Origin of the sequence: Streptomyces dengpaensis (assembly GCF_002946835.1) — a bacterium.
Taxonomy (GTDB): domain Bacteria; phylum Actinomycetota; class Actinomycetes; order Streptomycetales; family Streptomycetaceae; genus Streptomyces; species Streptomyces dengpaensis.
Window position 1 is genome coordinate 2092941 of sequence record NZ_CP026652.1, and the last position, 24467, is coordinate 2117407.

The 24467-nt window shown below is 71.1% G+C and carries 18 protein-coding genes; 14 read left to right on the forward strand and 4 right to left on the reverse strand.

All coding sequences use genetic code 11. The features are described from left to right. Positions 1-13: 13 nt before the first annotated feature. The 9 genes from C4B68_RS09510 to C4B68_RS09550 all read left to right on the forward strand — a co-directional run bounded on the left by C4B68_RS09510 (position 14) and on the right by C4B68_RS09550 (position 14469). Entirely contained in the window at positions 14-313 is a 300-nt protein-coding gene (locus tag C4B68_RS09510) for a hypothetical protein (protein ID WP_099498943.1), read from the forward strand. After that, positions 313-576, forward strand: coding sequence for a hypothetical protein (locus C4B68_RS09515; RefSeq protein WP_104879968.1), 264 nt, complete (start codon positions 313-315; stop codon positions 574-576). Before C4B68_RS09510 ends, C4B68_RS09515 begins: the two co-directional genes overlap by 1 nt. A gap of 132 nt (positions 577-708) precedes the next feature. Next, positions 709-954 (forward strand): hypothetical protein, encoded by a 246-nt coding sequence (locus tag C4B68_RS09520; RefSeq protein ID WP_104879969.1) that lies wholly within the window; start codon positions 709-711, stop codon positions 952-954. 239 nt (positions 955-1193) lie between these two features. Then, the gene (gene pglY, locus C4B68_RS09525) at positions 1194-5105 is read left to right on the forward strand and encodes a BREX-2 system ATPase PglY (RefSeq protein WP_099498944.1); all 3912 of its coding nucleotides are present in this window, start codon (positions 1194-1196) and stop codon (positions 5103-5105) included. Further along, complete coding sequence (gene pglZ, locus C4B68_RS09530) at positions 5105-8071, forward strand: BREX-2 system phosphatase PglZ (protein ID WP_099498945.1); 2967 nt, start codon at positions 5105-5107, stop codon at positions 8069-8071. Before pglY ends, pglZ begins: the two co-directional genes overlap by 1 nt. A gap of 260 nt (positions 8072-8331) precedes the next feature. After that, complete coding sequence (gene brxD / locus C4B68_RS09535) at positions 8332-9666, forward strand: BREX system ATP-binding protein BrxD (protein WP_099498946.1); 1335 nt, start codon at positions 8332-8334, stop codon at positions 9664-9666. Next, positions 9663-11900: a DEAD/DEAH box helicase gene (locus C4B68_RS09540; RefSeq protein ID WP_099498947.1), complete on the forward strand. Its 2238-nt coding sequence runs from the start codon at positions 9663-9665 to the stop codon at positions 11898-11900. Before brxD ends, C4B68_RS09540 begins: the two co-directional genes overlap by 4 nt. A 491-nt stretch (positions 11901-12391) precedes the next feature. Next, positions 12392-13990: an FAD-binding oxidoreductase gene (locus tag C4B68_RS09545; RefSeq protein WP_099498948.1), complete on the forward strand. Its 1599-nt coding sequence runs from the start codon at positions 12392-12394 to the stop codon at positions 13988-13990. Positions 13991-14022: 32 nt separating this feature from the next. Further along, on the forward strand, positions 14023-14469 hold the full coding sequence (locus tag C4B68_RS09550; RefSeq protein ID WP_099498949.1) for a DUF6069 family protein: 447 nt from the start codon (positions 14023-14025) through the stop codon (positions 14467-14469). A gap of 196 nt (positions 14470-14665) precedes the next feature. Here C4B68_RS09550 and C4B68_RS09555 read toward each other — a convergent pair whose 3' ends face one another. The 4 genes from C4B68_RS09555 to C4B68_RS09570 form a co-directional block, all read right to left on the reverse strand. Next, positions 14666-15484, reverse strand: coding sequence for a response regulator transcription factor (locus tag C4B68_RS09555; protein ID WP_099498950.1), 819 nt, complete (start codon positions 15482-15484; stop codon positions 14666-14668). Between the two features lie 257 nt (positions 15485-15741). Further along, positions 15742-16860, reverse strand: a complete 1119-nt coding sequence (locus tag C4B68_RS09560; protein ID WP_099498951.1) for an NADH:flavin oxidoreductase — start codon at positions 16858-16860, stop codon at positions 15742-15744. A gap of 118 nt (positions 16861-16978) precedes the next feature. After that, on the reverse strand, positions 16979-18535 hold the full coding sequence (locus C4B68_RS09565) for an MDR family MFS transporter (RefSeq protein WP_240634271.1): 1557 nt from the start codon (positions 18533-18535) through the stop codon (positions 16979-16981). A 14-nt stretch (positions 18536-18549) separates the two neighbouring features. Then, positions 18550-19149 carry an NADPH-dependent FMN reductase gene (locus C4B68_RS09570; RefSeq protein ID WP_099498952.1) on the reverse strand — a complete coding sequence of 200 codons (600 nt, stop codon included), beginning with the start codon at positions 19147-19149 and terminating at the stop codon, positions 18550-18552. A gap of 117 nt (positions 19150-19266) precedes the next feature. Here C4B68_RS09570 and C4B68_RS09575 point away from each other — a divergent pair, with 117 nt between their 5' ends. The 5 genes from C4B68_RS09575 to C4B68_RS09595 all read left to right on the forward strand — a co-directional run bounded on the left by C4B68_RS09575 (position 19267) and on the right by C4B68_RS09595 (position 24467). Next, positions 19267-20022: a TetR/AcrR family transcriptional regulator gene (locus tag C4B68_RS09575; protein WP_099498953.1), complete on the forward strand. Its 756-nt coding sequence runs from the start codon at positions 19267-19269 to the stop codon at positions 20020-20022. Between the two features lie 142 nt (positions 20023-20164). Beyond that, on the forward strand, positions 20165-21040 hold the full coding sequence (locus tag C4B68_RS09580; protein ID WP_143674235.1) for a hypothetical protein: 876 nt from the start codon (positions 20165-20167) through the stop codon (positions 21038-21040). A 252-nt stretch (positions 21041-21292) separates the two neighbouring features. Then, the gene (locus tag C4B68_RS09585; RefSeq protein WP_099498955.1) at positions 21293-22777 is read left to right on the forward strand and encodes an FAD-dependent monooxygenase; all 1485 of its coding nucleotides are present in this window, start codon (positions 21293-21295) and stop codon (positions 22775-22777) included. A 77-nt stretch (positions 22778-22854) separates the two neighbouring features. Beyond that, entirely contained in the window at positions 22855-23181 is a 327-nt protein-coding gene (locus tag C4B68_RS09590) for a TcmI family type II polyketide cyclase (protein WP_099498956.1), read from the forward strand. Further along, entirely contained in the window at positions 23178-24467 is a 1290-nt protein-coding gene (locus C4B68_RS09595) for a beta-ketoacyl-[acyl-carrier-protein] synthase family protein (RefSeq protein WP_099498957.1), read from the forward strand. Before C4B68_RS09590 ends, C4B68_RS09595 begins: the two co-directional genes overlap by 4 nt.

The window sequence follows — 24467 nt, forward strand, 5'->3', positions numbered from 1 at the left end:
AGGACGACAACCCATGCCGCACCCGAACCACGCCAAGGACCGCAAGCCCACGCCCAAGCTTCAGGAAGCGCTCGCCGCCCGCGACGCCCTCGCCACCGCCCTCACCCACGCCGGCATCCAGCTCCCCGCGATGGACATCCGCACCCCGTATGGCGACGCTCTCCCCGACGACCCGGAGGAGGCGGCGCAGGAGACCGCACCAGGCGACCACCACACTCCGCCCAGCGCCCGCTACGCCCTCGTCCACCTCGGCGTCTGCTCGGCCCCCGTAGCCCTCGCCCTCGCCGCCGTCATCGCGAGGGGCGCTGCTTGATGAACACCCCGCACCCCACCACTCCCACCCCCACTCCCGAAACCGGCACCCCGCCCCCACCCGGCACCGCCGTCCGCGACACAACCCGTGACCGCATCGGCATCGTCATGGGGCACGAGGGCCCGTACCTCCAGCTCCGCCCCCTCTCCGGCGGCCGGGAATGGGACGCCGACCCGGCGGCCGTCCGGCCGCTCACCCCGGCGGAACTGCTCCGTGCCCGCCTGGCCGAGGCGAACGCGCGCAGTCGGCAGACCCTTGCCTGAACGGAGGCGGGGCGGCAGATCAGGAGAACACCGCGTCACGCCCCACATACCGTGAAACCGACACCGCGAAGAAGGAGCCACCGTCGCCGTGACCACGCACCGGCAGCCCCCGAACCGCCTCACCTTCCCCCCATGCGCACCATCGGCGAACTCCGGGCCGCCCTCGTCATGGGTTACGGCTTCCCGGGCGACGCCGACGACTTCGAGGCCGAACTCGCCCGTGAGATCAACCCCGCCGACCCCGCCGACCTCTCCGGTGCAGTCAGGCTGGTGGAGGAGTTCCGCGGCCGGATCGTCGCCCGTCAGGACCCCGGGTTCGACACCGCTGTCGCCGCGGCAGTCGCCGAGATCCGCGCGGCACGGGCGACCTCCCGGTGACCGAGGAGCGACAGCCGGTCGTCGCCGAGATCACGCGTGAGGCCCACGACCGCTGCACTGTGTCAACCGCGCGGGTCCAGCGGTGTCACCCCCGAGCCGCCGTACATCTCCGGACTCAGGGAAAGGATCGTGCGCTCGCTCTGGTAATGGAGAGGTCGCGGCCCTCACTGGTTGTCCGCGGCGGATGACATGCTGGGACAGCGCCCCGTCGGCCACCACAGAAGGAGAACGAGACCCCGATGGCCCAGGCCCAGCAGCCGCCCCTGCTCCGCGATGTCATCGACATCAAGGAGTCCATCTCGACCTCGGACTTCGTGCTCCAGCTCTCCGAGGCGACGACCCCCGAAGGCGCCGAACGCGCGCTCAAGGACTATGTGGTCACCGAGCGGCTGCTGGAGAACTTCGACGAGGCGCTGGGGCTCATCAAGACGGCTCTCGACGGGCACGCCTCCAAGGCGGCCTACCTGCACGGCTCGTTCGGCTCCGGTAAGTCGCACTTCATGGCCGTGCTGCACGCACTGCTCAGCGGCAGGTCGGCCGCCCGTGCCGAGCAGGCCTTCGACCCGCTGTTCACCAAGCACGAGTGGCTCACCACGGACGGGAAGAGGTTCCTGCTCGTGCCGTACCACATGCTCGGCGCGAAGGCGATGGAGCAGCGGGTCCTCGGTGGATACGTCTCCCATGTCAAGAAGCTGCACCCCGACGCGCCCACCCCGCAGGTGTACCGGACCGACGCGCTCTTCGAGGACATCCGTGCGCTGCGGGCCCGTCACGGCGACGAGTTCATCGTCAACGGGCTCGCGTCCCCCGACGGGGCGGACGCCGACGCCGAGGACGACGAGTGGGGCGAGTCCTTCGCGTGGGCCCCTGCCCTCCTCGACACCGCCCTGGCCGCCGAGGAGATCCACGAGTCCGGGCAGGCGCTGAACCTCGTCAGCCCGTCCACCCCGGCCGAGCTGCGCGCGCGTCTCGTCCAGGACGCGAGCACCAATCTCCTGCCCGGCTTCGCCAAGAACGCCGCCGAGAACGAGCACGGGTTCATCTCGCTCGACGCCGGTCTGTCCGTGATCGCGGCACACGCCAAGGAGTTGGGCTACGACGGGCTGATCCTCTTCCTCGACGAGCTGATCCTCTGGCTGGCCACCCTCATTCACGACCAGAAGTTCGTGGGGCGCGAGGCCGGGAAGATCACGAACTTTGTGGAGGGGGCCGACGCGCGCCGGGCCATTCCGGTCGTGTCGTTCATCGCCCGGCAGCGTGATCTGCGTGAGTTGGTGGGTGAGGAGTTGTCCGGTGCCGCCGAGGCTTCCATTCAGGACACCCTCAGCCAGGCCTCCGGGCGGTTCGACAAGATCACGCTGGAGGACCGCAACCTTCCGCAGATCGCCCACGCCCGTCTGCTCCAGGCCAAGAGCCCCGAGGCGGCCACGCAGATCAACACCGAGTTCGAGAAGACCCGCAAGGTCCGCCAGGAGGTGTGGGACACGCTGCTGGGGTCCGATCGGGGCACCGACGGGGTCGGGGCGGACGAGGAGAGCTTCCGGCTGACGTACCCCTTCTCGCCCGCGTTCATGGACACCCTTGTGCACGTGTCGTCGGCGCTCCAGCGGAACCGGACCGGTATGAAGCTCATGGGCCAGCTGCTCGCCGACCACCGGGACGAGCTGCGGCTCGGGGACCTCATCCCCGTGGGAGATCTGTACCCGCTGATCACCGCCGGGGGCGACAAGCCGTTCACCGACAGCCTGAAGGTCGTCTTCGAGGCCGCCGACAAGTTGTACCGGACCAAGCTGCGCCCGTACCTGCTCGCCACGTACAACGTGTCCGAGGAGGACGTCGAGCAGTACACGCACCGCGGCCCCGACAGCATCACCGACCCCGAACTGCGCGGCCGGGTGAAGAGCTTCGTCGGCGACAACCGCATCGTCGGCACGCTGCTTCTGTCCGCGCTGGCGCCGAGCGTGCCCGCGCTTTCCGACCTCACCGTCCGGCGGCTGTCCGCGCTCAACTACGGCTCTGTCGTCGCCCCGATTCCGGGGCGCGAGTACGGCATCCTGAAGAACAAGATCGCCGAGTGGGCGGGCCGGTTCCCGGAGATCAAGGAGACCGGCACCGACGCCAACCCGGGCGTGCGGCTCGAACTGTCCGGCGTGGACGTCGACTCCGTCATCGCCAACGCCCAGGTCAACGACAACCCGGCCAACCGGCAGGCGCTGGCCAAGCGGCTGCTGGCTGAGGAACTGGGCGTTGAGCAAGGGCAGTTGTCGACCCACCTCGACTTCGTGTGGCGGGGCACCCAGCGCAGTGCCGAGGTCGTGTTCGGGAATGTCGCCGACGAGGACGAGCTGCCCGACCACGACCTGACGCCCCAGGAGGAGGGGCTGTGGCGGATCGTCATCGACCTGCCGTACGACGAGAGCGAGTACGGGACCGCCGAGGACGTCGACCGGATGCGGCGGCTGCGGGAGCGGCAGCAGGGCGAGCGGTCGCGGACCGTCGCGTGGCTGCCCGCGCACCTGTCCGCGCAGCGGTACGCGGACTTCCGGCGGCTGGTCGTCATCGACAAGGCGCTCGACGACGACCAGCGGTTCAACGGCCAGTACGCCGGCCACCTCAACGCCGACAACCGGGCCCGCGCGAAGGGCCTGTTGGAGACCCAGCGGGAGTCGCTGCTCAGGAACGTCAAGGCCGCCTTCAAGCAGGCGTACGGCCTCGCCGACAAGAAGGAGTCCGACGTCGAGCTGGGCTTCTTTGACCACCTGCAGTCGCTGCGCGAGGTCGACGGGCTCACGCTGTCCTTCGGGCACTCGATGCACGAGGGACTGCGGCACATCGCGCGCAGGTTGCTGGCGAGCCAGTACCCCGACCATCCGGACCTGGCCGCCGACGACCCCGAGTGGACGATGAAGCCGGCCGACGCCCGCAAGGTGTTCAGCCACGTACGGGACGCCGCCGAGGCCCGCGACGGGCGCACCGAAGTGCCCGGTCCGGACCGGAAGTTGATGCAGCGGGTCGCCGGGCCGCTGCGACTGGGGCAGCAGAAGGAGGCCTACTTCGAGCTGTCGCTGTACTGGGCCGACCACTTCCGCAAGCTGGCGCGCGAGCGTGGCATCACCGGCGACCTGAGCCTGATCACGCTGACCGACTGGACGGACCAGCCGAACCCGCGTGGCCTGCCCGACTTCCTCGCCCGGCTCGTCGTCGCGTCGTTCGCGGAGATGGACGACCGGGTGTGGGTGCGCGGCGGTATGCCGCTCGACCCGGCGCCCGAGCTGACGCAGATCAAGGACCACGACGCGCTGCGCAGCCAGCCGCTGCCGTCCGAGGAGGACTGGGAGGCGGCCCGGCAGCGGTTCGAGGCGATCTTCGGGGAGAAGGCGCCCACGCTGCGCCGTGGCCGGATCGTCAACCAGTTCGCCCGCCAGATCGTCGACCTCGCCCGCACCTACCAGGACGCGGCCGCCGATCTCGTACGGCAGTTGGAGACGCACGCCGGTTTCCTGCGGCTGGACGAGACCGACGAGACGGGCCGCCTCGCCCTCGCGCGGCGCTCCGTCGACCTGCTGAAGGCGCTGACGCAGGCGGCCGGGCAGGGCGCGGCCGGTGCGAAGAAGACGGTGGAGGCGCTGGCGTCGTTCGGCCTGGGGCAGGTCACCGCCGACCGCTACGGCACGTCCGTCAAGCAGGCCCGGACGGTGGCGCAGGCGCTGGACTCGGCGTCCTGGACGACGCTGGAACTGGCGTCGAACGAAGGGCCCGAGGGGCTCGCCCTGCTGGACTCGCTGCGGAACGTGGCGCAGAGCGACCAGCGGACCTACCCGCTGCACGAGGCCCTGCCCCGCACCCAGCGCGAGGTCCTCGCCCTGGTGAAGCGGAACCGGGCCGCCGCCCAGCCGGTGCCGCCCGCCCCGCCGCGGCCCGGCCCGGGGGACGTGTCGCTGTCCACGGACACCAGCCACCCGCCGGTGCCCGAGATCCCCGTGCAACTGTCCCCGGCGGCGGGTGCGTCCGGTACCGGCCGGACCCGCCGGTCCGGCGGCGGTCGTACGACGGCAGCGCGTGCCGCCGCCGAACTCCAGGCTGAACTGGCCGAGTTGGCAGCGCAGGAGCCGGGCGCCACGATCGAGATCACCTGGCGGGTCGTCGACTGATGAGCACCACCGTCACCGCTGCCGAGGCGGCCGGGCCGATCGCCATCCGGCTGAACCTCGCGACCGTCACGCAGTACCTGTCGTCCCAGACGTCGCTGGCCGCCTCCCTCCGGGACGGCGACAAGCGGCGGGTGGTCCTGCTGCGCTCCGAGCCTGTGTGGGACGGGCCGGCTGATCCGGTGTGGGGCGACGGGCACACCGCCCGTATCGCCGCTGCCCCGTCCCCGCTGGCCGTGCACGAACTGGTCCTGGACCATCTCGCCGGGCGGCCGGCGCGGTCCGGCGGCGGGACCGGTCCGGCCGTCCTGGTGGTGCTGACCGACCGGGAGCAGAGCGAGCTGGACCCGGCGGTCCTGGCCCGCGTCCACAAGCAGCGCATCAACAGCCTGGACAGCTGGGACGTGGTCCGCGAGGCGTTCGGGGCCAGGCAGGTCGACCAGCGGCTCCGGGACGCCAACTGGGCCGCCGAGGCCCTGCTCGACGCGACTCCGCCGGGCGGCTGGCCATCGCTCGCCGGGGGCATCCTGTCCCGGCGTACCGCCCTGTCCGCGCTGGCGATGCGGCGGCTGCGGCTGGGCGGGTACGGCACCGACGCGGACCGTTCGCCGGGCGCCGCGGCGGGTGCGCGAGTGGGTGCTCCGGCGGGTGGGACGCTCGACCCGCACTCCCTGCTGCGGTGGTCCCTCACGCCTGGCGGTCCCGAGCTGCTGCTCGAACTGCGCGGTCCGGAACGCGCGGGGCTGGCCGAGTTCCTCGGTGAGGAGGACCAGGCCGGCCTCACCGGCCGGGCGCTGCTCGCCCTGGTGGAGGCCGAGCACGGCGTGGACGCGGTCGCCTTCGGGCTGGTCTGCGGCGCGCTGTGGCTGCACACGCCCGCCGACGCCGACGCCTACCGGGCGCGGGGCCGCGCCGAGCGCTGGTTCGGGGAACAGCCGCCGGCGACCGGCGAGCAACTCGATTCCCTGGCCTCCGTGTTCGCGCGGGCCTGCGAGGAGTACGTCGGCACCCTGCTCGCCACTGCGGCCCGCCGCACGGGTTCCGACGCGGCCTCGGAGGACGCGCGTGAGGCGCGCCGGGTCAGCGACACCGTGCTGGAGCGCGCCGCGGCTCTGGTGCGGCAGTTCGGTGCCGAGGCGGCCGGGCGGACCAGCCCTCTGCTGCCCGCGGGTCTGGAGGCGCGGTTCACCGCCGTGGGGCACGCCCTGAGGTCCGGCAGACTCGACGCCGTGGCGGAGGCCGTCCGCGCGCTGGGCGACCACAAGCGTGCCGACGGCCCCGACGCCCGCGCCCGCATCGAGCGAGCCCGCATGGGCAGGCGGCTGGCCGAGTGGCTCGCCGGTGACCCGGCCGTCGCCTGCGAGACGGTCGCGGCTGCCCTAGAGCGCCAGATCGCCGAGACCGGCTGGGTCGACCAGGCGCTGGAGCACATCGAGGCGGGCGGCGACCCCGACGCCGTACTGAAGTCCGCCTACGACGCGCTCGCCGCGCGCGTGCGCGAGCGGCGGCACGAGATCGACCGTCATTTCGCCCGCGCCCTGGCCACCTGGACGGCGGCGGGCACGCAGCCCGGCTCCATGCTCACGGTGGAGACCTTCCTCGACCGGGCCGTGAAGCCCGTCGTGCGCGCGGGCGGCGACCGGCGCGTGCTGCTCCTCGTGCTGGACGGGATGAGCGCGGCCATCGCGAGCGAGCTGGCCGAGGAACTGCGCGCCTCCTGGGCGGAGTTCGACCCACTGCCGGACGGCGAGCCGCGCCGCCGGTCCATGGCCGCCGCCCTGCCCACCCTCACGGCCGTGTCCCGCACCGCGCTGCTGACCGGCGCCCTGATGAAGGGCTCGCAGGCGGACGAGAAGCGGCTGTTGCCCACGCTGAAGCTGTGGGGCGGGGCACCGGCGGCCGTGTTCCACAAGGACGACCTGCGGGCCGCCAGCGCCGGGGAGACCTTCGGCCCGGCCCTGACCGATGCGCTCACCGACGGCCGTACGCATGTCGCCGTGGTCCTCAACGCCATCGACGACCGGCTGGCGAAGGAGCAGAAGCTCGGCGACGGCACCTGGCTGCCCGAGCACATCCCGGGTCTGCCGGACCTGCTGCGGGTCGCCGTCGAGGAGGGCATGGCCGTCCTCGTCACCAGCGACCACGGCCACGTCGTGGACCGGCACGGCGCGAAGGCCGAGGCGGTGGCGCCCGGCTCCGCCCGGCACCGCGCACCCGGCGGACCGCTCGGGCCCTCCGAGGTCGAGCTCACCGGCCCCCGGGTGGTGTGGCCGGAGCCCGGCGCGTCGATCGTCGCCCTGTGGGACGCCGACTCCCGCTACACGGCACTCAAGGCGGGTTACCACGGCGGCGCCTCCCTCGCCGAGTTCGCCATCCCGGTCCTGGCCTTCCTGCCGTTCGGCGCCACACCGCCGAAGGAATGGCGGGAACTGGGCGACCAGCGGCCGTCCTGGTGGCACCTGGACGAGAGGGCCGCCGTGCCGGTCGCCGCCCGCCCGGAGCGCGCGGCACCCGCGAAGAGGCCGACCCGGTCGAAGCAGGCCATCAAGGCACAGGCGGAGATCGCCGAGACGCACGACTCCCTCTTCGACGACTCCCAGGTGCCGAGCGCGCCCTCTCCCGCCCCGGCCGCCGCGGAACAGGCGGCGCCGGCCGACTCCCTCGTCACGCGCCTCTTCGCCTCGGACGCGCTGCACAGCCAGGCCGAGCTGCTGGCGCGCAAGCCGCCAGAACGGGAGATGGTCAAGTTCCAGAAGGCGGTCACCGCGCTGCTCGATGCCGGCGGCACCCTGCCCGTGACGGCGCTGGCGCAACGCGCCGGATATCCGGCGACGCGGGCGGACGGCTTCGCCGCGGTGCTCCGCCAGCTGCTCAACTACGACGGCGTACAGGTGCTGGAGACGCTGCCGGACGGGCGCACCGTGCGGCTGCATCCGGGGCTGCTGCGGGAGCAGTTCGGGCTCGGCTGACCCACTGCCACGGCATCCCCGAAGCGGGATGCCGTGCCGGCCTCGGTCCCAGGGACGTCACAGCAATCCGACGCCCGGTTCGCCTCAGGCCCCGCACGTCGCAAGTGCGGGGCCCTGGTGCCGGCGCCCGCGCCCCGCGCGGTCAGAAACAAGCGTGCGTGTCCCACACAACGATCCACGTCCCGGACCGAGTTGACCTCGTGACGAGGCACGTCGGCGACCCCGCATTCCCGTCACACGGGGGGTGAGAGACTGGGGCGGTGAGCACGACCAGACCTTCCACGGCCTCTCCCGCCTCCGCGGCACGTCGGCGCGCGGTCATCGACGCGCTGCGCCGCGGGGCCGTTCCCGAGAGCGGGCTCGATCTGCTCGCCACCGGACTCGACCGGTTCGAGTCCGCGCTGGACGCCGAGTTGCAGGCGGTCGCCTCCGGGTCCTCGGTGTTCAAGGCGGTGCGGGGCGAGTACGGATCCGGTAAGACGTTCTTCACCCGCTGGCTCGGGGAGCGCGCCAAGCGTCTGGGCATGGCCGTCTCGGAGATCCAGATCTCGGAGACGGAAACCCCGCTCCACCGGCTGGAGACCGTCTACCGACGGCTGACCGAGCGCCTCGCCACCGCCGGCTTCCCGCCGAGCGCGCTCAGGCCCGTCGTGGACGCCTGGTTCTACGCGCTGGAGGAGGACGCCCTCGCGGCCGGGGCGGGCGAGGACGACCTGGCGGAGGAGGCCGACCGGCTGCTGACCGCCCGCCTGGCGGAGGTCTCGCGGCAGGCACCGGCCTTCGCCACCGCCCTGCGCGGCTACCGCACCGCGCTCGCGCAGGGCGACGAGGCGACCGCCTCGGCCGTACTGGCGTGGCTCGGCGGCCAGCCGCACGTGGCCGCGTCGGCCCGGCGGTCCGTCGGAGTGCGCGGCGACCTGGACCACTTCGGCGCCCTCGGCTTCCTCCAGGGCCTGCTCACCGTGTTGCGGGACTCCGGACACCGGGGGCTCTTCGTCGTCCTGGACGAGGTCGAGACCCTCCAGCGGGTCCGCTCGGACGCCCGCGACAAGGCGCTCAACGCCCTGCGCCAGCTCATCGACGAGGTGCACTCCGGCCGCTTCCCCGGCCTGTACCTGGTCATCACCGGCACGCCCGCTTTCTACGACGGTCAGCAGGGCGTCCAGCGGCTCGCCCCGCTCGCCCAGCGGCTGGCCACGGATTTCTCCACCGACCCCCGGTTCGACAATCCGCGCGCCGTGCAGCTGCGCCTGCCGGGCTTCACTCAGGAGTCCCTCACCGGCCTGGGCGTGACCATCCGTGACCTGTACGCGGCCGGTGCCGACGCGCCCGAGCGGATCACATCCCTCGCCGACGACGCATACGTGGCCGATCTGGCCCGGGCGGTCGGGGGTGCACTCGGCGGAAAGGCCGGGGTGGCGCCACGGCTGTTCCTCAAGAAGCTCGTCGGCGACGTCCTCGACCGCGTCGACCAGTTCGCCGACTTCGACCCGAGGAAGCACTACAGACTGACCGTGAGCAGCGGCGAACTCACTGACGTGGAAAGGAATTTCGCCACAGCCGATGCGGCCGACGAGATCGAGCTGGACGTATGAGCGCGGACGGAACAGACGACAGCGCCGCAGCGCCGCGGCCGATCGGGGAGGAACCCGTCGACCGCCTGGACCCGGTGGACCGCCTGGACCCGGTGGACCGTCTGGACCCGGTGGACCGCCTGGACCCGGTCGTCCTTCACCACGTCGTGAACACCCTGGGATGGCCCGACCTGCGCCCCCTCCAGCGAGCCGCGATCGCGCCGCTGATGGACGGTGAGGACGCCGTGCTGCTCGCCCCCACCGCGGGCGGAAAAACCGAGGCGGCCTGCCTGCCGCTCCTGTCGGCCATGTCCCAGCACCGCTGGTCCGGCACGTCGGTCCTGTACCTGTGCCCCCTCAAGGCACTGCTCAACAACCTCGTCCCACGCATCGACACCTACGCACAGTGGCTGGGGCGCCGGGCGGCCCTGTGGCACGGGGACACCAAGGAGTCCCAGCGGCGGCGCATCCGCACCGAGCCCCCGGACATTCTGCTCACGACGCCCGAGTCGCTGGAAGCGATGCTCATCGGTGTGAAGACCGACCACGCCCACCTGCTCGGTCAGGTACGGGCGGTCGTGGTCGACGAGGTACACGCCTTCGCCGGCGACGACCGCGGCTGGCACCTGTTGGCCGTACTGGAACGTCTGCAAAGGGTGGTGGGGCGCCCCATCCAGCGAGTCGGCCTCTCGGCAACCGTGGGCAACCCACGACACCTGCTCACCTGGCTCCAGGGCTCCGGGGCGGGACAGCGCCCGGGCACGGTCGTCGCGCCCGAACCCTCCGCCGTACCTGCCGACGCCACCGCGGGGCACCCACCCGGCGCCGTGGAACTCGACTACGTCGGCTCGCTCGGCAACGCCGCCAAGGTGATCGCAGCCCTGCACAAGGGCGAGAAGCGGTTGGTGTTCTGCGATTCGCGGGTGCAGGTCGAGCAACTGGGCGCGGCGCTGCGCGAACGAGAGGTGACGGTGTTCCTGTCGCACGCCTCCCTGTCGGCGGACGAACGGGCGCGCTCGGAGCAGGCCTTCGCGGAGGCGCGCGACTGCGTCATCGTCTCGACGTCCACGTTGGAGCTGGGCATCGACGTGGGCGACCTGGACCGCGTCATCCAGATCGATGCGCCCGCCACTGTGGCGTCGTTCCTCCAACGCATCGGGCGGACCGGCAGACGCCCCGGCTCGACTCGCAACTGCCTGTTCCTGGCCACCACCAAGGACACCTTCCTCCAGGCTGCGGGTCTTCTGCTGCTGTGGGGACGCGGCTGGGTGGAGCCGGTGACGGCGCCGCCCGAGCCACGGCATCTGGTGGCTCAGCAATTGCTGGCCGTGACGCTCCAACAGCACAAACTCGGGGATCAGTTGTGGGCCGACCAGTGGAACGGCCTTGCACCTTTCAACCGTTCGGCGGCCCCCGTCCTGCGGCACTTGGTCTCCGAGGGCTTCCTCGACACCGACAGCGGCCAGCTTTTCATCGGGGAGGCCGCCGAGCGCCGTTTCGGCCGCCGCCACTTCATGGGACTGACCGCCTCCTTCACCGCGCCTCCCCAGTTCACCGTCCTGTCCGGCCGCAGCGAGATCGGCCGGATGGACCCGACGGTCCTGACGGAGGAACGTCCCGGGCCCCGGCGCCTGCTGCTCGCCGGGCGCAGTTGGCAGGTGACGTTCATCGACTGGGGACGCAAACGGGTGTTCGTCGAGCCCGTCGACAGCGGAGGCGTGGCCAAGTGGACGGGTGGCTCGCCGGCGGGGCTCTCGTTCGCGCTCGTGCGCGCGATGCGCGACGTACTGCTGGGAGCGGAACCGCCCGTACCCCTCACGCGCAGGGCGGAGGCGTGCCTCGCCGAATGGCGCTCGCAGGAGGCCCCGCACATGGTCCACCCCGGCGGGACGCTGGTGACCCGGTCCGGAACGGATGTCCGCTGGTGGACCTGGGCCGGCTATCGGGCCAACGCGACCCTCACGGCAACCCTTTCGCCGATCACCGACCCGGTACAACGTCCGACGGACTGCTTCGTGCGTCTGCGGGAGGATCTGACCCCGGCCATGTGGCACATCCACCACACATCCGCTGTCGACGCGGAGTTCCTCGTCCTCCCGGACGTCGACCCTCGTGCGGTCAACGGCCTGAAGTTCTCCGCCGCGCTGCCCCAGAGGCTGGCGGTCGCGACGGTGGCTGCGCGCCTCGCGGACTTCACGGGCGCCCGGAGCGTGCTGCGGGAGCCGGTGCGTTGGCAGCTGGGGACTGCGCAGTGAGCCGTTCCCGCCACTTGGCCAGGTGCCGCCGTACCCCCACCCACGATGAGCGTCAGGAGGGGGTGCGGCCGCATCTGTGCGAGCCGGAAATGCCAGATCCGCGGAGCGGCGTCGTCAGATGACGCCCTGCGCCGTCATAGCCTGCGCCACCCTCAGGAACCCCGCCACAGAGCGTGACCCCGGCCAACCGCACCGCGGCCACCACGGGCCGTCCCCTCACCGGCTTCGCCGCGCACCCCGCTGGTCCGCGCTGCCGAGGATCTTCACCTCCGCGCTGCGCGGCTGACCACGCCCCCTCCCCTCACCTTTCTCCACCCGCCCGCCACCCGAGCCATCGGGTGGCGGTTTTTGTGGGTTTCTGCCGGAGGATCAACTTTCGTACGGGGCTTCGACAGATCCATGTCAACTGCGCACGGGCGGCCCGGCGCCGCTGCTTGGCTGGCGACAGTTTCAGCCGTTCCCCGGACTTTGAGAAAAGGTGAGTGCTCGACATGGTTTCGCGCCGCACGTTCCTGGGCTCCTCCATCGTTGCGGCGGGCACCGCGACGGGGCTGTCCGCCGTGGTGCCCGCCGCCTACGGCGGTACCTCCGGCGCCGCGGCGGTGCCGCCGGCGGAGATCGTCAGGCCCGGTGACACGCGCTACGCGGCGCTGGCGGGGCGCGGCTACAACAGCCGCTTCGTCAGCAGCCCCGACGAGATCTGGCTGGTGCACAGCGCCTCCCAGGTGGAGAAGGCGGTCAACCAGGCGATCCGCGACAACCAGCGGATCACCGTCCGCAGCGGTGGTCACTGCTTCGACGGCCTGGTGGACGACCCGCGGTTCCGGCTCCTGGTCGACACCTCGGAGATGAAGGCGATCTCCTTCGACAGAGAGATGAACGCCTTCGCCGTCGAGTCCGGCGCCCGGCTCGGCGAGGTGTACAAGGCGCTGTACGAGGGATGGGGGGTGACCCTGCCGGGCGGAGTCTGCCCCGAGGTCGGTGTCGGCGGGCATGTCTCCGGCGGCGGCTACGGCCCCCTGTCCCGGCGCTACGGACTCTCGGTCGACCATCTCTACGCCGTCGAGGTCGTGGTCGCCGGACGCGACGGAGCGGCCCGTACGATCGTCGCCACCAGCCGGCGCGGCGACCCGCACCGCGACCTGTGGTGGGCGCACACCGGAGGCGGCGGCGGCCAGTTCGGCATCGTGACCAAGTTCTGGTTCCGTACACCCGGTACGTCCGGGAGCCCGGCCGCACTGCTCCCCAAGCCGCCCGCCCGGGTGCGTAAGTCCCTGGTGACCTGGTCGTGGGCGGACATGACGGAGGCCCGCTTCACAAGGCTGCTGCTCAACCACGGTGCCTGGCACGCGGCCAACAGCGGGCCCACCTCGCCGTACGCCACCCTGCACAGCTCCTTCCAGCTGCACTCGTCGCTGGTGGGGACGTTCACGCTCGAAGTCCGGATGGATGCGACGCTCCCCGACACACCGCGGCTGTTCGACGCCTATGTGGTCGCGCTGTCGGCCGGTGTCGGGGTCACGCCCACGACGGACACGAAGGAGATGCCGTGGGTGGAGGCCGCCACCGAGCCGACGCCCGCGTTCGGCGCCTACAGCCGGCACAAGTCCATCGGCGGGCATCTGCGCAAGCCGCTGACCGAGGCCCAGATCGGCGTCGTCTACCGCTCGTTGACGGATCCGAAGCACTCCACCGGCGCCGGGCTGGTGTATCTCGCGGCGTACGGCTGCAAGATCAACACCGTGTCGTCGTCGGCGACCGCCGTGGCCCAGCGGGACTCCGTCTTCAAGCTCTGGTACTCGACCAACTGGTCCGAGGCGTCGTCCGACGCGGCCGAGATCGAGTGGATCAGAACGCTCCGCAAGGGCGTCCACGCCTCCACCGGCGGTTTCCCGGTCCCCAACGACCAGCAGGACGGCGGGTACATCAACTACCCCGACGTGGAGATCAGGGACCCGTACCAGAACACCACGGGGGTGCCCTTCTACACGATCCTCTACAAGGACAACTACCCCCGGCTGCAGCGGGTCAAGGACACCTACGACCCGCGCAACGTCTTCCGGCACGGCCTCTCGCTCAACCCGTCCTGATCCCCCAACACCCCCTACCGGAGGGCCCCTTCATGACCAGCAGCAACCCCAGCGGCATCGCGCCTCACACCACCGCTCGCGGACGCCGGGGGCTGCCCGTGTGGCAGGCCGCAGTGGGCAGTGCCGTCGTGGCGATGACCGTCAATCTCATCATCCTGTTCGTCGCCGACGGCGCGGGAGCCTCCCTGACGATCGAGCTCAACGGAAGGGCGGACGACATCATCGCGGGCGGCGTCGTCTTCGCGTCGGTGGTGCCGACGGCGCTGGGTGTCACGGTCGCCGCGCTGGCGGCCCGGTGGAAACCGGTGCTCCTGCGCGTGGCGCAGATCGTGGCCGGCGCGCTCGCCGTGCTGACGGCCCTCGGTCCGCTCACCAGCGACACCGACGGCGGCACGGCGGCCGCCCTCACGGTCATGCATCTGATGGTGGGCGTCGCGACGGTCGCCGGCATCGAGGCGGTTCGGCGCGCACGGTCCTAGCCAGCACATGGCTGAGCCCGCGCCCCCCGAGGGGCGCGGGCTCAGCCATGTGCTGGTGCGGGGATCAGCGGGATCCGGACTCCGCTACGGTCATGAATTCAACGAACCGGAAACGCTCACAAATACAGGGTTCCGCGTTACCGGAAATTGACCTGTCCCCTTCACGCATAGCCGAATCTTCGCGCATACTCAAAATTCACGCATGCCCGAATCGAAAACCGACACCGCGGGCCGTGATGATCCAGTTGCTCGATCCGAGCTTGCTCCGCAGGCTGCTCACGTGCGTGTCGATCGTACGGCCGGGGCGGGACCGTGAATCGCCCCAGACGAGCGTCATGATTTGCTCGCGGGAAATGACGCTTTCGGGCCTGGAGGCCAGCAGATAAAGCAGATCGAACTCCTTGCGGGTCACGTCGACGGGCTGGTCGTCGAGACGGATCTCGCGCGTGCGGGCATCGATCCGCAGAGGGCCGCTGGTGATCACCTCACTGGTCAGCGGCAGCGGGCGGACCCTGCGCATGACAGCTTCGATACGGGCCATCAGCTCGGGCAGGCTGTATGGCTTGATCACATAGTCGTCCGCTCCTGCCTTGAGGCTGAGGACGCGGTCGAGCTCCGTGTCGCGTGCCGTGACGACGATGGCACCGATGCCGGACGCGGCCCGCACGGAGCGGCAGATCTCGATGCCGTCGAGGTCAGGCAGGTCGAGGTCGAGGAGGAGGACATCCGCCTCCCGGTACTTCCGCAGCGCCTCGCTGCCGGTGTCCACGCTGATGGCCTGGTAGCCGTGCCGGAGCAGACTCAGCACCAGGGACTCGGTGGCCGGCCCGCCGCTCTGCACGACCAGGACCCGCAGGGCCGCACGGGCCTTGCGGGGCGTCGACTGCGGTAAGGCCTGTATGGGCGGATGCTGCTGGGCGTTGCGACTGGCTGGGCGCGACTGCGTCGGCGCGCGGTGACTGGGCAGATGCTCCGACATCGGAGGTTCGAGAAATGTGGTGGACTGATGGCTCATCCGATACTCCCCCATGTTTATCCCAGATAAGCGGATCTAGTCGCGCTTCCAGAAGCCTACAAACCGCTCGATGAAAAGTCAAACATTACTATTGACAGCGCATCGAAAATGAGGTTGGTGAAGCATCCAGGGCGCACGGGGCAATATCGGCGGTGCATATTCGGCCATGATGGCCGTGCTTGATTGTTGATTCGCGGATTATTGGCGCGAGAGGCGCCGCCTTTCGTTTCGGATGGAATTGCTGTAGGCACGTGGCGTCAGTGGAGGGTGGCCAGCAGGCCCACGTGGAAGGACTCCAGCTCCTCGGTCCGGCCGTCCAGGACCTTCGTGATCCACTCGGGGTCGCCGAGCAGCGCGCGTCCGACGGCGACCAGGTCGAACTCGTCCCGCTCCATCCGGTCGAGCAGTCCGTCGATGCCGGTGACCAAGCCCGGCTTCCCCTGGAACACGTCGATGAACTCGTTGTCCAGGCCGACCGATCCGACGCTGATCGTGGGCTTGCCGGAGACCTTCTTCGTCCAGCCGGCGAGGTTCAGGTCGGAGCCCTCGAACTCGGCCAGGTGGAAGCGGCGGGTGGAGCAGTGGAAGGCGTCGACGCCGGCGTCGGCCAACGGGGCGAGCAGGGCCTCCAGTTCCTGTGGCGACCGGGCGATCCTGGCTTGATAGGCGCCCACCTTCCACTGCGAGAACCGGAAGCTGATCGGGAAGTCCCGGGCCACCGCCGCGCGGCAGGCGGCGACGATCTCGGCGGCGAACTTCGTACGGGCGACCAGGTCACCGCCGTACGCGTCGGTACGGCGGTTGGTCTGTTCCCAGAGGAACTGGTCGATGAGGTAGCCGTGCGCCGCGTGCACCTCGATGCCGTCGAAGCCGGTCCGCTCGGCGGCCGCGGCGGCCGCGGCGTAGGCCGCGACGACGGCGTCGATGTCGGCCTGCGTCATGGCCCGCCCGTACGGGGTGCCGTCGACGGCGATGCCGGAGGGGCCGATGCTCGGGGCCTCGGGCACCGGCGGGGCGCCGGCCTTGCGGTCCAGGCCCACGTGCCACAGCTGCGAGAGGATCTTGCCGCCCGCGCGGTGCACCTCGTCGGTCACGTCGGCCCAGCCCGCCAGGGCCGCTTCGCCGTGTATACGGGGGACTCGGTCACTGGAACCGGCCGAGTCGTGGCCGATGTACGTCCCCTCGGTGATGATCAGGCCGGCACCGCCCGCCGCCCGCCGCGCGTAATAGGCGGCAACGTCCGGCCCCGGAACGCCGTTTGGCGAGAATTCGCGGGTCATGGGAGCCATGACGATCCGGTTGGCGAGGGTGAGGCCGCCCAGGGAAAAAGGGCGCAGCAGAAGTTCCTTGGCGCGTTCGGCGGAGCTGTTCGACATCTGCGGAGTCTGCTTTCGGTCGGGGCGCGGAAAGCGCCTGACGGGAAGGTGGCCGGACAACGGGGAAGGGCGATCAGGCGGGGTCGGCCGGGTCAGTCGGGCGGTCGGGCCGGTCGGGTCAGTCCGTGGTCGGCGCCGGGATCTGGGTGGGTTCCGGATCCGGGGCGGGCGCCGGGGACTTGGGGGGCGGGGTGCCGCGGACGAACCATGCGAGGAGGAAGGCCGCCGCGGAGAGCAGTGCGGCGCCGACGAGGACGCCGTGCAGTCCACTGGTGAAGGCCTCCTGAACGACGCCACGCGGCCGCGCGGGCATCCTGTCGAGCGACTCGGGAGTCAACTCGCCGCCGGAGGTGAGCCGTTGGGCGGACCGCGCCCCGAGCTTGTCCCTCAGCTCGCCCGTCATCCGGCCGATGTGCACGGCGCCGAGCGCGGCGACACCGAGCGAGCCGCCGATGGTGCGCAGCAGGGTCACCGTGCCGGTGGCGGCCCCCATGTCACGTGGCGGCGCGGTGTTCATGGTGGTGAGAAGTGTGCTCTGCATCAGCATGCCGACGCCGGTGCCCAGCACCAGGGTGAGGGCCGAGGCGGCGAACACCGGGGTGTCCGTGCCGAGCAGGAGCAGCAGCACGGCGCCGGCGACGGTGACAGCGCCCCCGGTGATCGGAACCACGCGGTCCAGTCCGCCCCGGTCCATCAGCCGCCCGACGGTCAGCTGGGCGGCGAGCATGCCCAGCATCAGGGGAAGGATCTGCAGACCGCTGACGGTGGAGGAGGAACCCTGTACGAACTGCATGTACTGGGGCAGGTAGTTGACGACCGAGATCAGCACGGCGCCGACCAGGAAGCTGAGCGTCTGGGCGAGGGCGAAGTCCCGGCTGCGGAACAGCCGCGGCGGGATGACGGGTTCCGCCGCGTGCCGCTCGACGCGCACGAAGGCGGCGAGGGCCACGGCCGCGACCACGCCGAGCGCCACGATCTGCGGTGATCCCCAGTCGTAGCGGGTGCCCGCCCAGCTGGCCAGCAGGGTGAGTGCCAGGATGGCCGAGGTCAGCAGGGCCGTACCGGGGTAGTCGATCCGGCCGCCGGCGCGTTCCTTCGGCAGCCGGACGCCCTTGCCGACCGCGACGAGCGCGAGGACGCCGAAGGGCACGTTGACATAGAAGACCCAGCGCCAGTCCAGGGCGTCGGTGATGAACCCGCCGAGCAGCGGCCCGCCGACGAAGGCGACCGGCAGCATCACGCCGACCATCGACTGGACGCGGCCGCGCTCCTGTGCGGGGACCAGGACGCCGATGACGGACAGCGCGCCGACCATGAGGCCGCCGGCGCCGAGGCCCTGGACGGCGCGGAAGGCGATGAGCTGTCCCATGTCCTGGGCGAGCCCGCACAGGACCGTGCCCGCCAGGAACAGCACCACGGACCACAGGTACGCGCCCTTGCGGCCCTTGAGGTCGCCGAGCTTGCCCCAGATGGGGGTGGCGGCGGCCATGGTGAGCATGTAGGACGTGACGGACCAGGAGAAGTGTTCGAGGCCGCCGAGGTCGCCGACGATGGTCGGCAGCGCGATGCTGACGATCTGTCCGTCGAGCGTGGCCAGGAAAATGCCGAGCATGAGGCCGAAGATGCCCAGGTAGGGGAGCTTCTGACGGGGCGTGGCCGCCGTGTCGCGGGTCATGGCCTTCTCTCGCGTCAGGCGGTGTACGGGCGGGCTGCGCGGGCGTCCCGCAGGGCCTGGCCCCACCAGGCGAGCTGGTCGAGCAGGGCCTTGGCCGCGATGTCGCACTCCGGGTCGAGGGGCTTGCCGTCGGGCCCGAACTTGTCGCCGTAGTTGTGGAAGCTGACCGAGTTGCGGATGGTCACCGCGTGCAGCTCTGCCAGGACGCCGCGCAGGTGCTCGACGGCGCGCAGGCCGCCGGAGATGCCGCCGTAGGAGATGAAGCCGACGGGCTTGGCGTGCCACTGCGGGTTGTGCCAGTCGATGGCGTTCTTCAGGGCCGCCGGGTAACTGTGGTTGTACTCCGGCGTGATGATGACGAAGGCGTCGGCCGCGTCGAGGCGGGGGGCGACCGCACCGAGCAACCCCATGTCCTCGTCGGACAGTTGCTGCCCGAAGGCGGGCATGACGGTCGGCAGGGGGGTCTCGACGAGGTCGACGACGTCGACGTCCATGTCCTTGCGCTGGGCGATCTGGCCCAGCAGCCAGTTGGCCACGACCGGCCCGAAGCGCCCGTCCCTGGTGCTGCCGACGAGGGCCGCCACCTGCAGCGGGTTGTCATTCAGGTCACTCATGCGGAACTCCCGGTAGTGTACGTCGTATCGCTACAGATACAACGTACACAGCCGCGTGTACGTTGTCCACCACTGTTACGTTGTACACATACGCGGCGCCGGAAGGAGTCCTCACCCATGCCCGCTCGAAGGAAAGAGGAGACGCAGGTGACGCCGGAGCCGGACGCCCCCCAGGCAAACGTCTTCCTGTGGGAACGCCTCGACCGCCCGGCCCCCGCCCCGCGCTCGGCGCTCACACCGGCACGCATCGCCGCGGCCGCCGTGGCCATCGCCGACACCGAAGGCCTGGACACCGTCACCATGCGGCGCCTCGCGACGGACCTCGGTGTCGCCCCCATGGCGGCGTACCGCTATGTGTCCGGCAAGGACGAACTGCTGGAGCTGATGGTCGACCACGTCTACGGCGAGCTGACGCTGCCCGATGACGCGAAGGGCTGGCGGGAGGCCATGCGGACGCTCGCCCTGCGCACCCGGACCCTGCTCCTGCGGCACCCCTGGGTGGCCCGCACGGCGGTGTTCACGCTGACGCCGAACCAGCTGGCCGTGCCCGAGGCCGGGCTGGCCGCGCTGGACGGGCTCGGCCTGGACGCCGACACGATGATGGCCGTCTACCGCACCGTCGACTCCTATGTGCAGGGCGCCGTGGGCTACGAGATCGGTCTCGCCGAACTGATGCGGGAGCAGGGCTGGTCCACCGGGGACGAGACCCGCTCGGGACTGGCCCCCCGGCTGACCTGGCTGGTGAACACCGGCCGCTACCCCACGTTCACCCGCTATGTGGGCGAGGCGTCCCGCAAGGACGACCTGGAGGGGCAGTTCGAAACGGGACTCGACGCGGTCCTCGACGGGATCGCCGCCCGACTCGGAATCTGAATTGCCGTCACGTTCAAATCCACGACAAATTCATCAGAGAAGTCAGATATCTCCGGCACGCACCCCACAGAAGGTGACGTCACTCACAGGTCGCAGAGCGAATCGGAAATAGCCTCCTCCCACCCGAGAAATGGTGGGGGAAATGATCCGAGGAATCGCAGGTACGACCCATGAATTAACGGTGTGCGGAGGTGCCCGGTGCGAGCGCCGGGCGGCCGAGGGCCGGCCGCGCCGGCTCGCCGTTCGCGGCCACCGGCTCTGTCCCGGCTGCCGGGACCGGCTCGTCGCCGAACTGCGCCGGCTGCCCCGGCTCTACGAGGAGTGCGGCCGGCTGCTCGGCGGCTCCGACCGGGCGCGCGAGCGCACTTCCGGCGGCCCGTTGCCCGGACTGCCCTTCAACACGGCGGCCTCCGACGCCCGCTCGGCCATCACGGGGGTCCTGCGCTCCTGGTCGTCCGTGGTCGTCGACGAGCGCCGGACCAGCCCTCCACCGACGAGCGTGGAGGCCCTCGCGGCCTTCCTCGCCCGGCACTGCGACTGGCTCACCACCCATCAGGCGGCGGCCGAACTCTCGCGGGAAACCGCCACGTTGGTGCGGGACGCCCACCGCGTCGTCGATCCGAGCCCATTGCGCCGGGTGCCCATCGGGCCGTGCGTCGAGGCGGACTGCCGCGGCGTCCTGGTGGCGCTCGTACGGCCGCACCGGTCCGAGGTGCCGGTCGAGATCCGCTGCGACGCCGCCCACGACCATCGCTGGTCCGCCGACGAGTGGCTGAGCCTGAGCCGGCTGCTGGCCCGGGAGACCCGGGTGCGCTGGATCGGCGCCGCCGACATCGCCCGGCTGTGGGACATCGCGCCCGGCAGCGTCTACCGGCATGCCAGCGAGCGGCGATGGCGGCGCCGGGCGGAGGCCGGGCGCACGTACTACCACGCCGAGGACGTCCAGCGTTCGCTCGGTGCGCGCGCCCGGAACCGCGCGGAATCTCCTGACGGAGCGTCTTCCCGAAGTGCGACTTAACCCTTGCTTGACGGAAGATTGTGACCCGCCTGAAAAAGGCGGCTTGACATTCCGCGGATGACCGAAGAAGCTCATCAATAGATTCCGCGGCACTGTGTCGACCAACCGGTGCGCGTTCCACGGCAGGCCCGCACAAAGACCGGCCTCCCGCTCGTTTCATCTGGTTTCCGCTTACTTCCGGGATTTAACGTCCGCGTTATATCCCGAGCCATCTCCCGCAATTTCTCTCTGAAATGCCCGGAGGACAAGTACATGGATGCTTCGGTCATCGTCGCCGGCGCGGGCCCCACCGGCCTGACGCTCGCCGCCGAGCTGCGCCTGGCGGGGGTCGACGTCATCGTCGTCGACCGGCTCTCCGGCCGGACCGGCGAGTCCCGTGGCCTCGGCTTCACCACCCGCACGATGGAGGTCTTCGACCAGCGCGGCCTGCTGCCCCGCTTCGGCGACATGGGGACCAGCGACGCCGGGCACTTCGGAGGCCTGCCGGTCGACTTCGGCGTACTCGACAGCGTGCTCCAGGCCGCCAAGACCGTGCCGCAGTCGACCACCGAGACCATCCTCGAAGGGTGGGCCGGTGACCTGGGCGCGGACATCCGCCGAGGGCACGAACTGCTCGCGGTGCGCGACAGCGCCGAGGGCGTCGAGGCCGACGTCCGCGGGCCCGACGGCGAACGGCGGCTGACGGCGCGTTACCTCGTGGGCTGCGACGGCGGACGCAGCACCGTCCGCAAGGCCACGGGATTCGGCTTCCCGGGCACCCCGGCGACGCTGGAGATGTACCTCGCGGACATCAAGGGCGTCGACCTCGAACCCCGGCTGATCGGCGAGACCGTGGACGGCGGCATGGTCATGGTCGGCCCGCTCGGCGACGGCGGGATCACCCGCATCATCGTCTGCGAACGCGGCACCCCGCCCCAGCGGCGCACCGAACCACCCTCGTACGACGAGGTGGCGGCCGCCTGGCAGCGGCTGACCGGCATCGACATCTCGCACGCCGAACCGGTGTGGGTCAGCGCCTTCGGCGACGCGACCCGCCTGGTCACCGAGTACCGGCGGGGGCGGATCCTGCTGGCGGGCGACGCCGCGCACATCCACCTGCCGGCCGGCGGCCAGGGCATGAACACCGGCATCCAGGACGCCGTCAACCTCGGCTGGAAACTGGCCGCGGTCGTCCGCGGCAGCGCGCCCGAGGAACTGCTCGACACCTACCACGGCGAGCGGCACCCCGTCGGACAGCGGCTGATGATGAACACCAAGGCCCAGGGGCTGCTCTTCCTCGGCGGCGACGAGGTACAGCCGCTGCGGGACGTCCTGCGCGAGCTGATCCGGTACGACGAGGTCAGCCGCCATCTGGCCGGCATGGTCAGCGGACTGGAGATCCGCTACGACGTCGGACCGGGCCGCCATCCCCTGCTCGGCCTGCGCATGCCGCACCTGGAACTGGTCGGCGACCAGCGCAAGACCAGCAGCACCGAGCTGCTGCGCGCCGCCCGCGGTGTGCTCCTGGACCTGGAGGACAACGCGGTGCTGCGTGGCCGGGCGGCCGACTGGTCGGACCGCGTGGACATCGTCACCGCGCTGCCGCACGGCCTGCCCGACGACAGTCCGCTGGCCGGTACCTCGGCCGTGCTGGTGCGCCCCGACGGGCATGTGGCGTGGGCCGCGCCGGGCAGCCATCACGACCTGCCGATGGCGCTGGAGCGCTGGTTCGGCCCCTCGCGGACGCCGCGGTCCTGACGCCGACCGCCCTGACGTCCTGACGCCGCCTGACGTCCTGACGTCCTGACGCCGACCGTCCTGACAAGGAGACAGAGATGCACAGCACGCTGATCGTGGCCCGCATGGAACCCGGTTCCGCCGACGACGTCGCCGGCCTGTTCGGGAACTTCGACGCGACCGGGATGCCGCACCTGATGGGCACCCGGCGCCGCCAGCTCTTCTCGTACCGGGGGCTCTACTTCCATCTGCAGGACTTCGACGAGCAGGACGGCGGCGAGCGGATCGAACGGGCCAGGACGGACCCGCGGTTCATCGGGATCAGCCAGGACCTCAAGCCGTTCATCGAGGCGTACGACCCGGTGACCTGGCGCTCGCCCGCCGACGCGATGGCCCGGCGCTTCTACCACTGGACCGCACTGTGACCGCCTCCCGCGGCCGCCGGATCGTGATCACCGGGATCGGGGTGACCGCGCCGGGCGGGGTGGGCGCCAAGAACTTCTGGAGCCTGCTGACCGACGGGCGCACCGCCACCCGCCGCGTCAGCTTCTTCGACCCGTCGCCGTTCCGCTCCCAGGTGGCCGCCGAGGCCGACTTCGACCCCGCGCTGCTCGGGCTGAGCCCGCAGGAGATCCGGCGCATGGACCGAGCCGCGCAGTTCGCCGTGGTCACGGCGCGCGAGGCGGTCGCCGACAGCGGCCTGGAGTTCGGGGGACTCGACCCGCACCGGACCGGCGTGACCATAGGCAGCGCCGTCGGCGCGACCATGGGCCTCGACCAGGAGTACCGCACGGTCAGCGACAACGGCCGGCTCGACCTGGTCGACCACACCTACGCCGTACCGCATCTCTACAACTACCTGGTGCCCAGCTCGTTCGCGGCCGAAGTCGCCTGGGCGGTCGGCGCGGAGGGGCCCAGCACCGTGGTCTCCACCGGCTGCACCTCGGGCCTCGACGCGGTGGGATACGCCGCCGACCTGATCCGGGAGGGCTCCGCCGACGTCATGGTCGCCGGTGCCGCGGACGCCCCGATCTCTCCGATCACCGTGGCCTGCTTCGACGCGATCAAGGCGACCACCCCGCGCAACGACGACCCCGAGCACGCCTCCCGGCCCTTCGACGGGACCCGCAACGGGTTCGTCCTCGGTGAGGGCGCCGCCGTGTTCGTCCTGGAGGAGCTGGACTCCGCCCGGGCCCGCGGCGCGCACGTCTACGCGGAGATCGCCGGGTACGCGACCCGCAGCAACGCCTTCCACATGACGGGACTGCGCCCCGACGGGCGGGAGATGGCGGAGGCCATCACGGTGGCGCTCGACGAGGCCCGGCTCAACCCCGAGGACATCGACTACGTGAACGCGCACGGTTCGGGCACCAAGCAGAACGACCGGCACGAGACCGCCGCCTTCAAGCGCAGCCTCGGCGGCCACGCCTACGACGTGCCGGTCAGCTCCATCAAGTCGATGGTCGGCCACTCCCTCGGTGCGATCGGCTCCATCGAGATCGCCGCGTCGGCGCTGGCCATGGAGCACGGGGCGGTGCCGCCCACCGCCAACCTGCACACCCCCGACCCCGAGTGCGATCTGGACTATGTGCCGGTCACCGCCCGCGACTGGCGGACCGACGCCGTGCTCTCCGTGGGCAGCGGCTTCGGCGGCTTCCAGAGCGCGATCGTGCTGGCCCGCCCCGACCGTGCCGAAAGGGGCGCCGCGTGA

Bases quoted from the DNA above. Each gene is read 5' to 3' on its own strand.
- C4B68_RS09580 (WP_143674235.1), top strand. From the start codon at position 20,165: ATGATCCGAGGAATCGCAGGTACGACCCATGAATTAACGGTGTGCGGA.
- C4B68_RS09575 (WP_099498953.1), top strand. From the start codon at position 19,267: ATGCCCGCTCGAAGGAAAGAGGAGACGCAGGTGACGCCGGAGCCGGAC.
- C4B68_RS09555 (WP_099498950.1), bottom strand. From the start codon at position 15,484: ATGAGCCATCAGTCCACCACATTTCTCGAACCTCCGATGTCGGAGCAT.
- C4B68_RS09590 (WP_099498956.1), top strand. From the start codon at position 22,855: ATGCACAGCACGCTGATCGTGGCCCGCATGGAACCCGGTTCCGCCGAC.
- C4B68_RS09550 (WP_099498949.1), top strand. From the start codon at position 14,023: ATGACCAGCAGCAACCCCAGCGGCATCGCGCCTCACACCACCGCTCGC.
- C4B68_RS09565 (WP_240634271.1), bottom strand. From the start codon at position 18,535: ATGACCCGCGACACGGCGGCCACGCCCCGTCAGAAGCTCCCCTACCTG.
- C4B68_RS09510 (WP_099498943.1), top strand. From the start codon at position 14: ATGCCGCACCCGAACCACGCCAAGGACCGCAAGCCCACGCCCAAGCTT.
- C4B68_RS09540 (WP_099498947.1), top strand. From the start codon at position 9,663: ATGAGCGCGGACGGAACAGACGACAGCGCCGCAGCGCCGCGGCCGATC.
- C4B68_RS09570 (WP_099498952.1), bottom strand. From the start codon at position 19,149: ATGAGTGACCTGAATGACAACCCGCTGCAGGTGGCGGCCCTCGTCGGC.
- pglY (WP_099498944.1), top strand. From the start codon at position 1,194: ATGGCCCAGGCCCAGCAGCCGCCCCTGCTCCGCGATGTCATCGACATC.
- pglZ (WP_099498945.1), top strand. From the start codon at position 5,105: ATGAGCACCACCGTCACCGCTGCCGAGGCGGCCGGGCCGATCGCCATC.
- C4B68_RS09520 (WP_104879969.1), top strand. From the start codon at position 709: ATGCGCACCATCGGCGAACTCCGGGCCGCCCTCGTCATGGGTTACGGC.
- C4B68_RS09585 (WP_099498955.1), top strand. From the start codon at position 21,293: ATGGATGCTTCGGTCATCGTCGCCGGCGCGGGCCCCACCGGCCTGACG.
- C4B68_RS09515 (WP_104879968.1), top strand. From the start codon at position 313: ATGAACACCCCGCACCCCACCACTCCCACCCCCACTCCCGAAACCGGC.
- C4B68_RS09560 (WP_099498951.1), bottom strand. From the start codon at position 16,860: ATGTCGAACAGCTCCGCCGAACGCGCCAAGGAACTTCTGCTGCGCCCT.
- C4B68_RS09545 (WP_099498948.1), top strand. From the start codon at position 12,392: ATGGTTTCGCGCCGCACGTTCCTGGGCTCCTCCATCGTTGCGGCGGGC.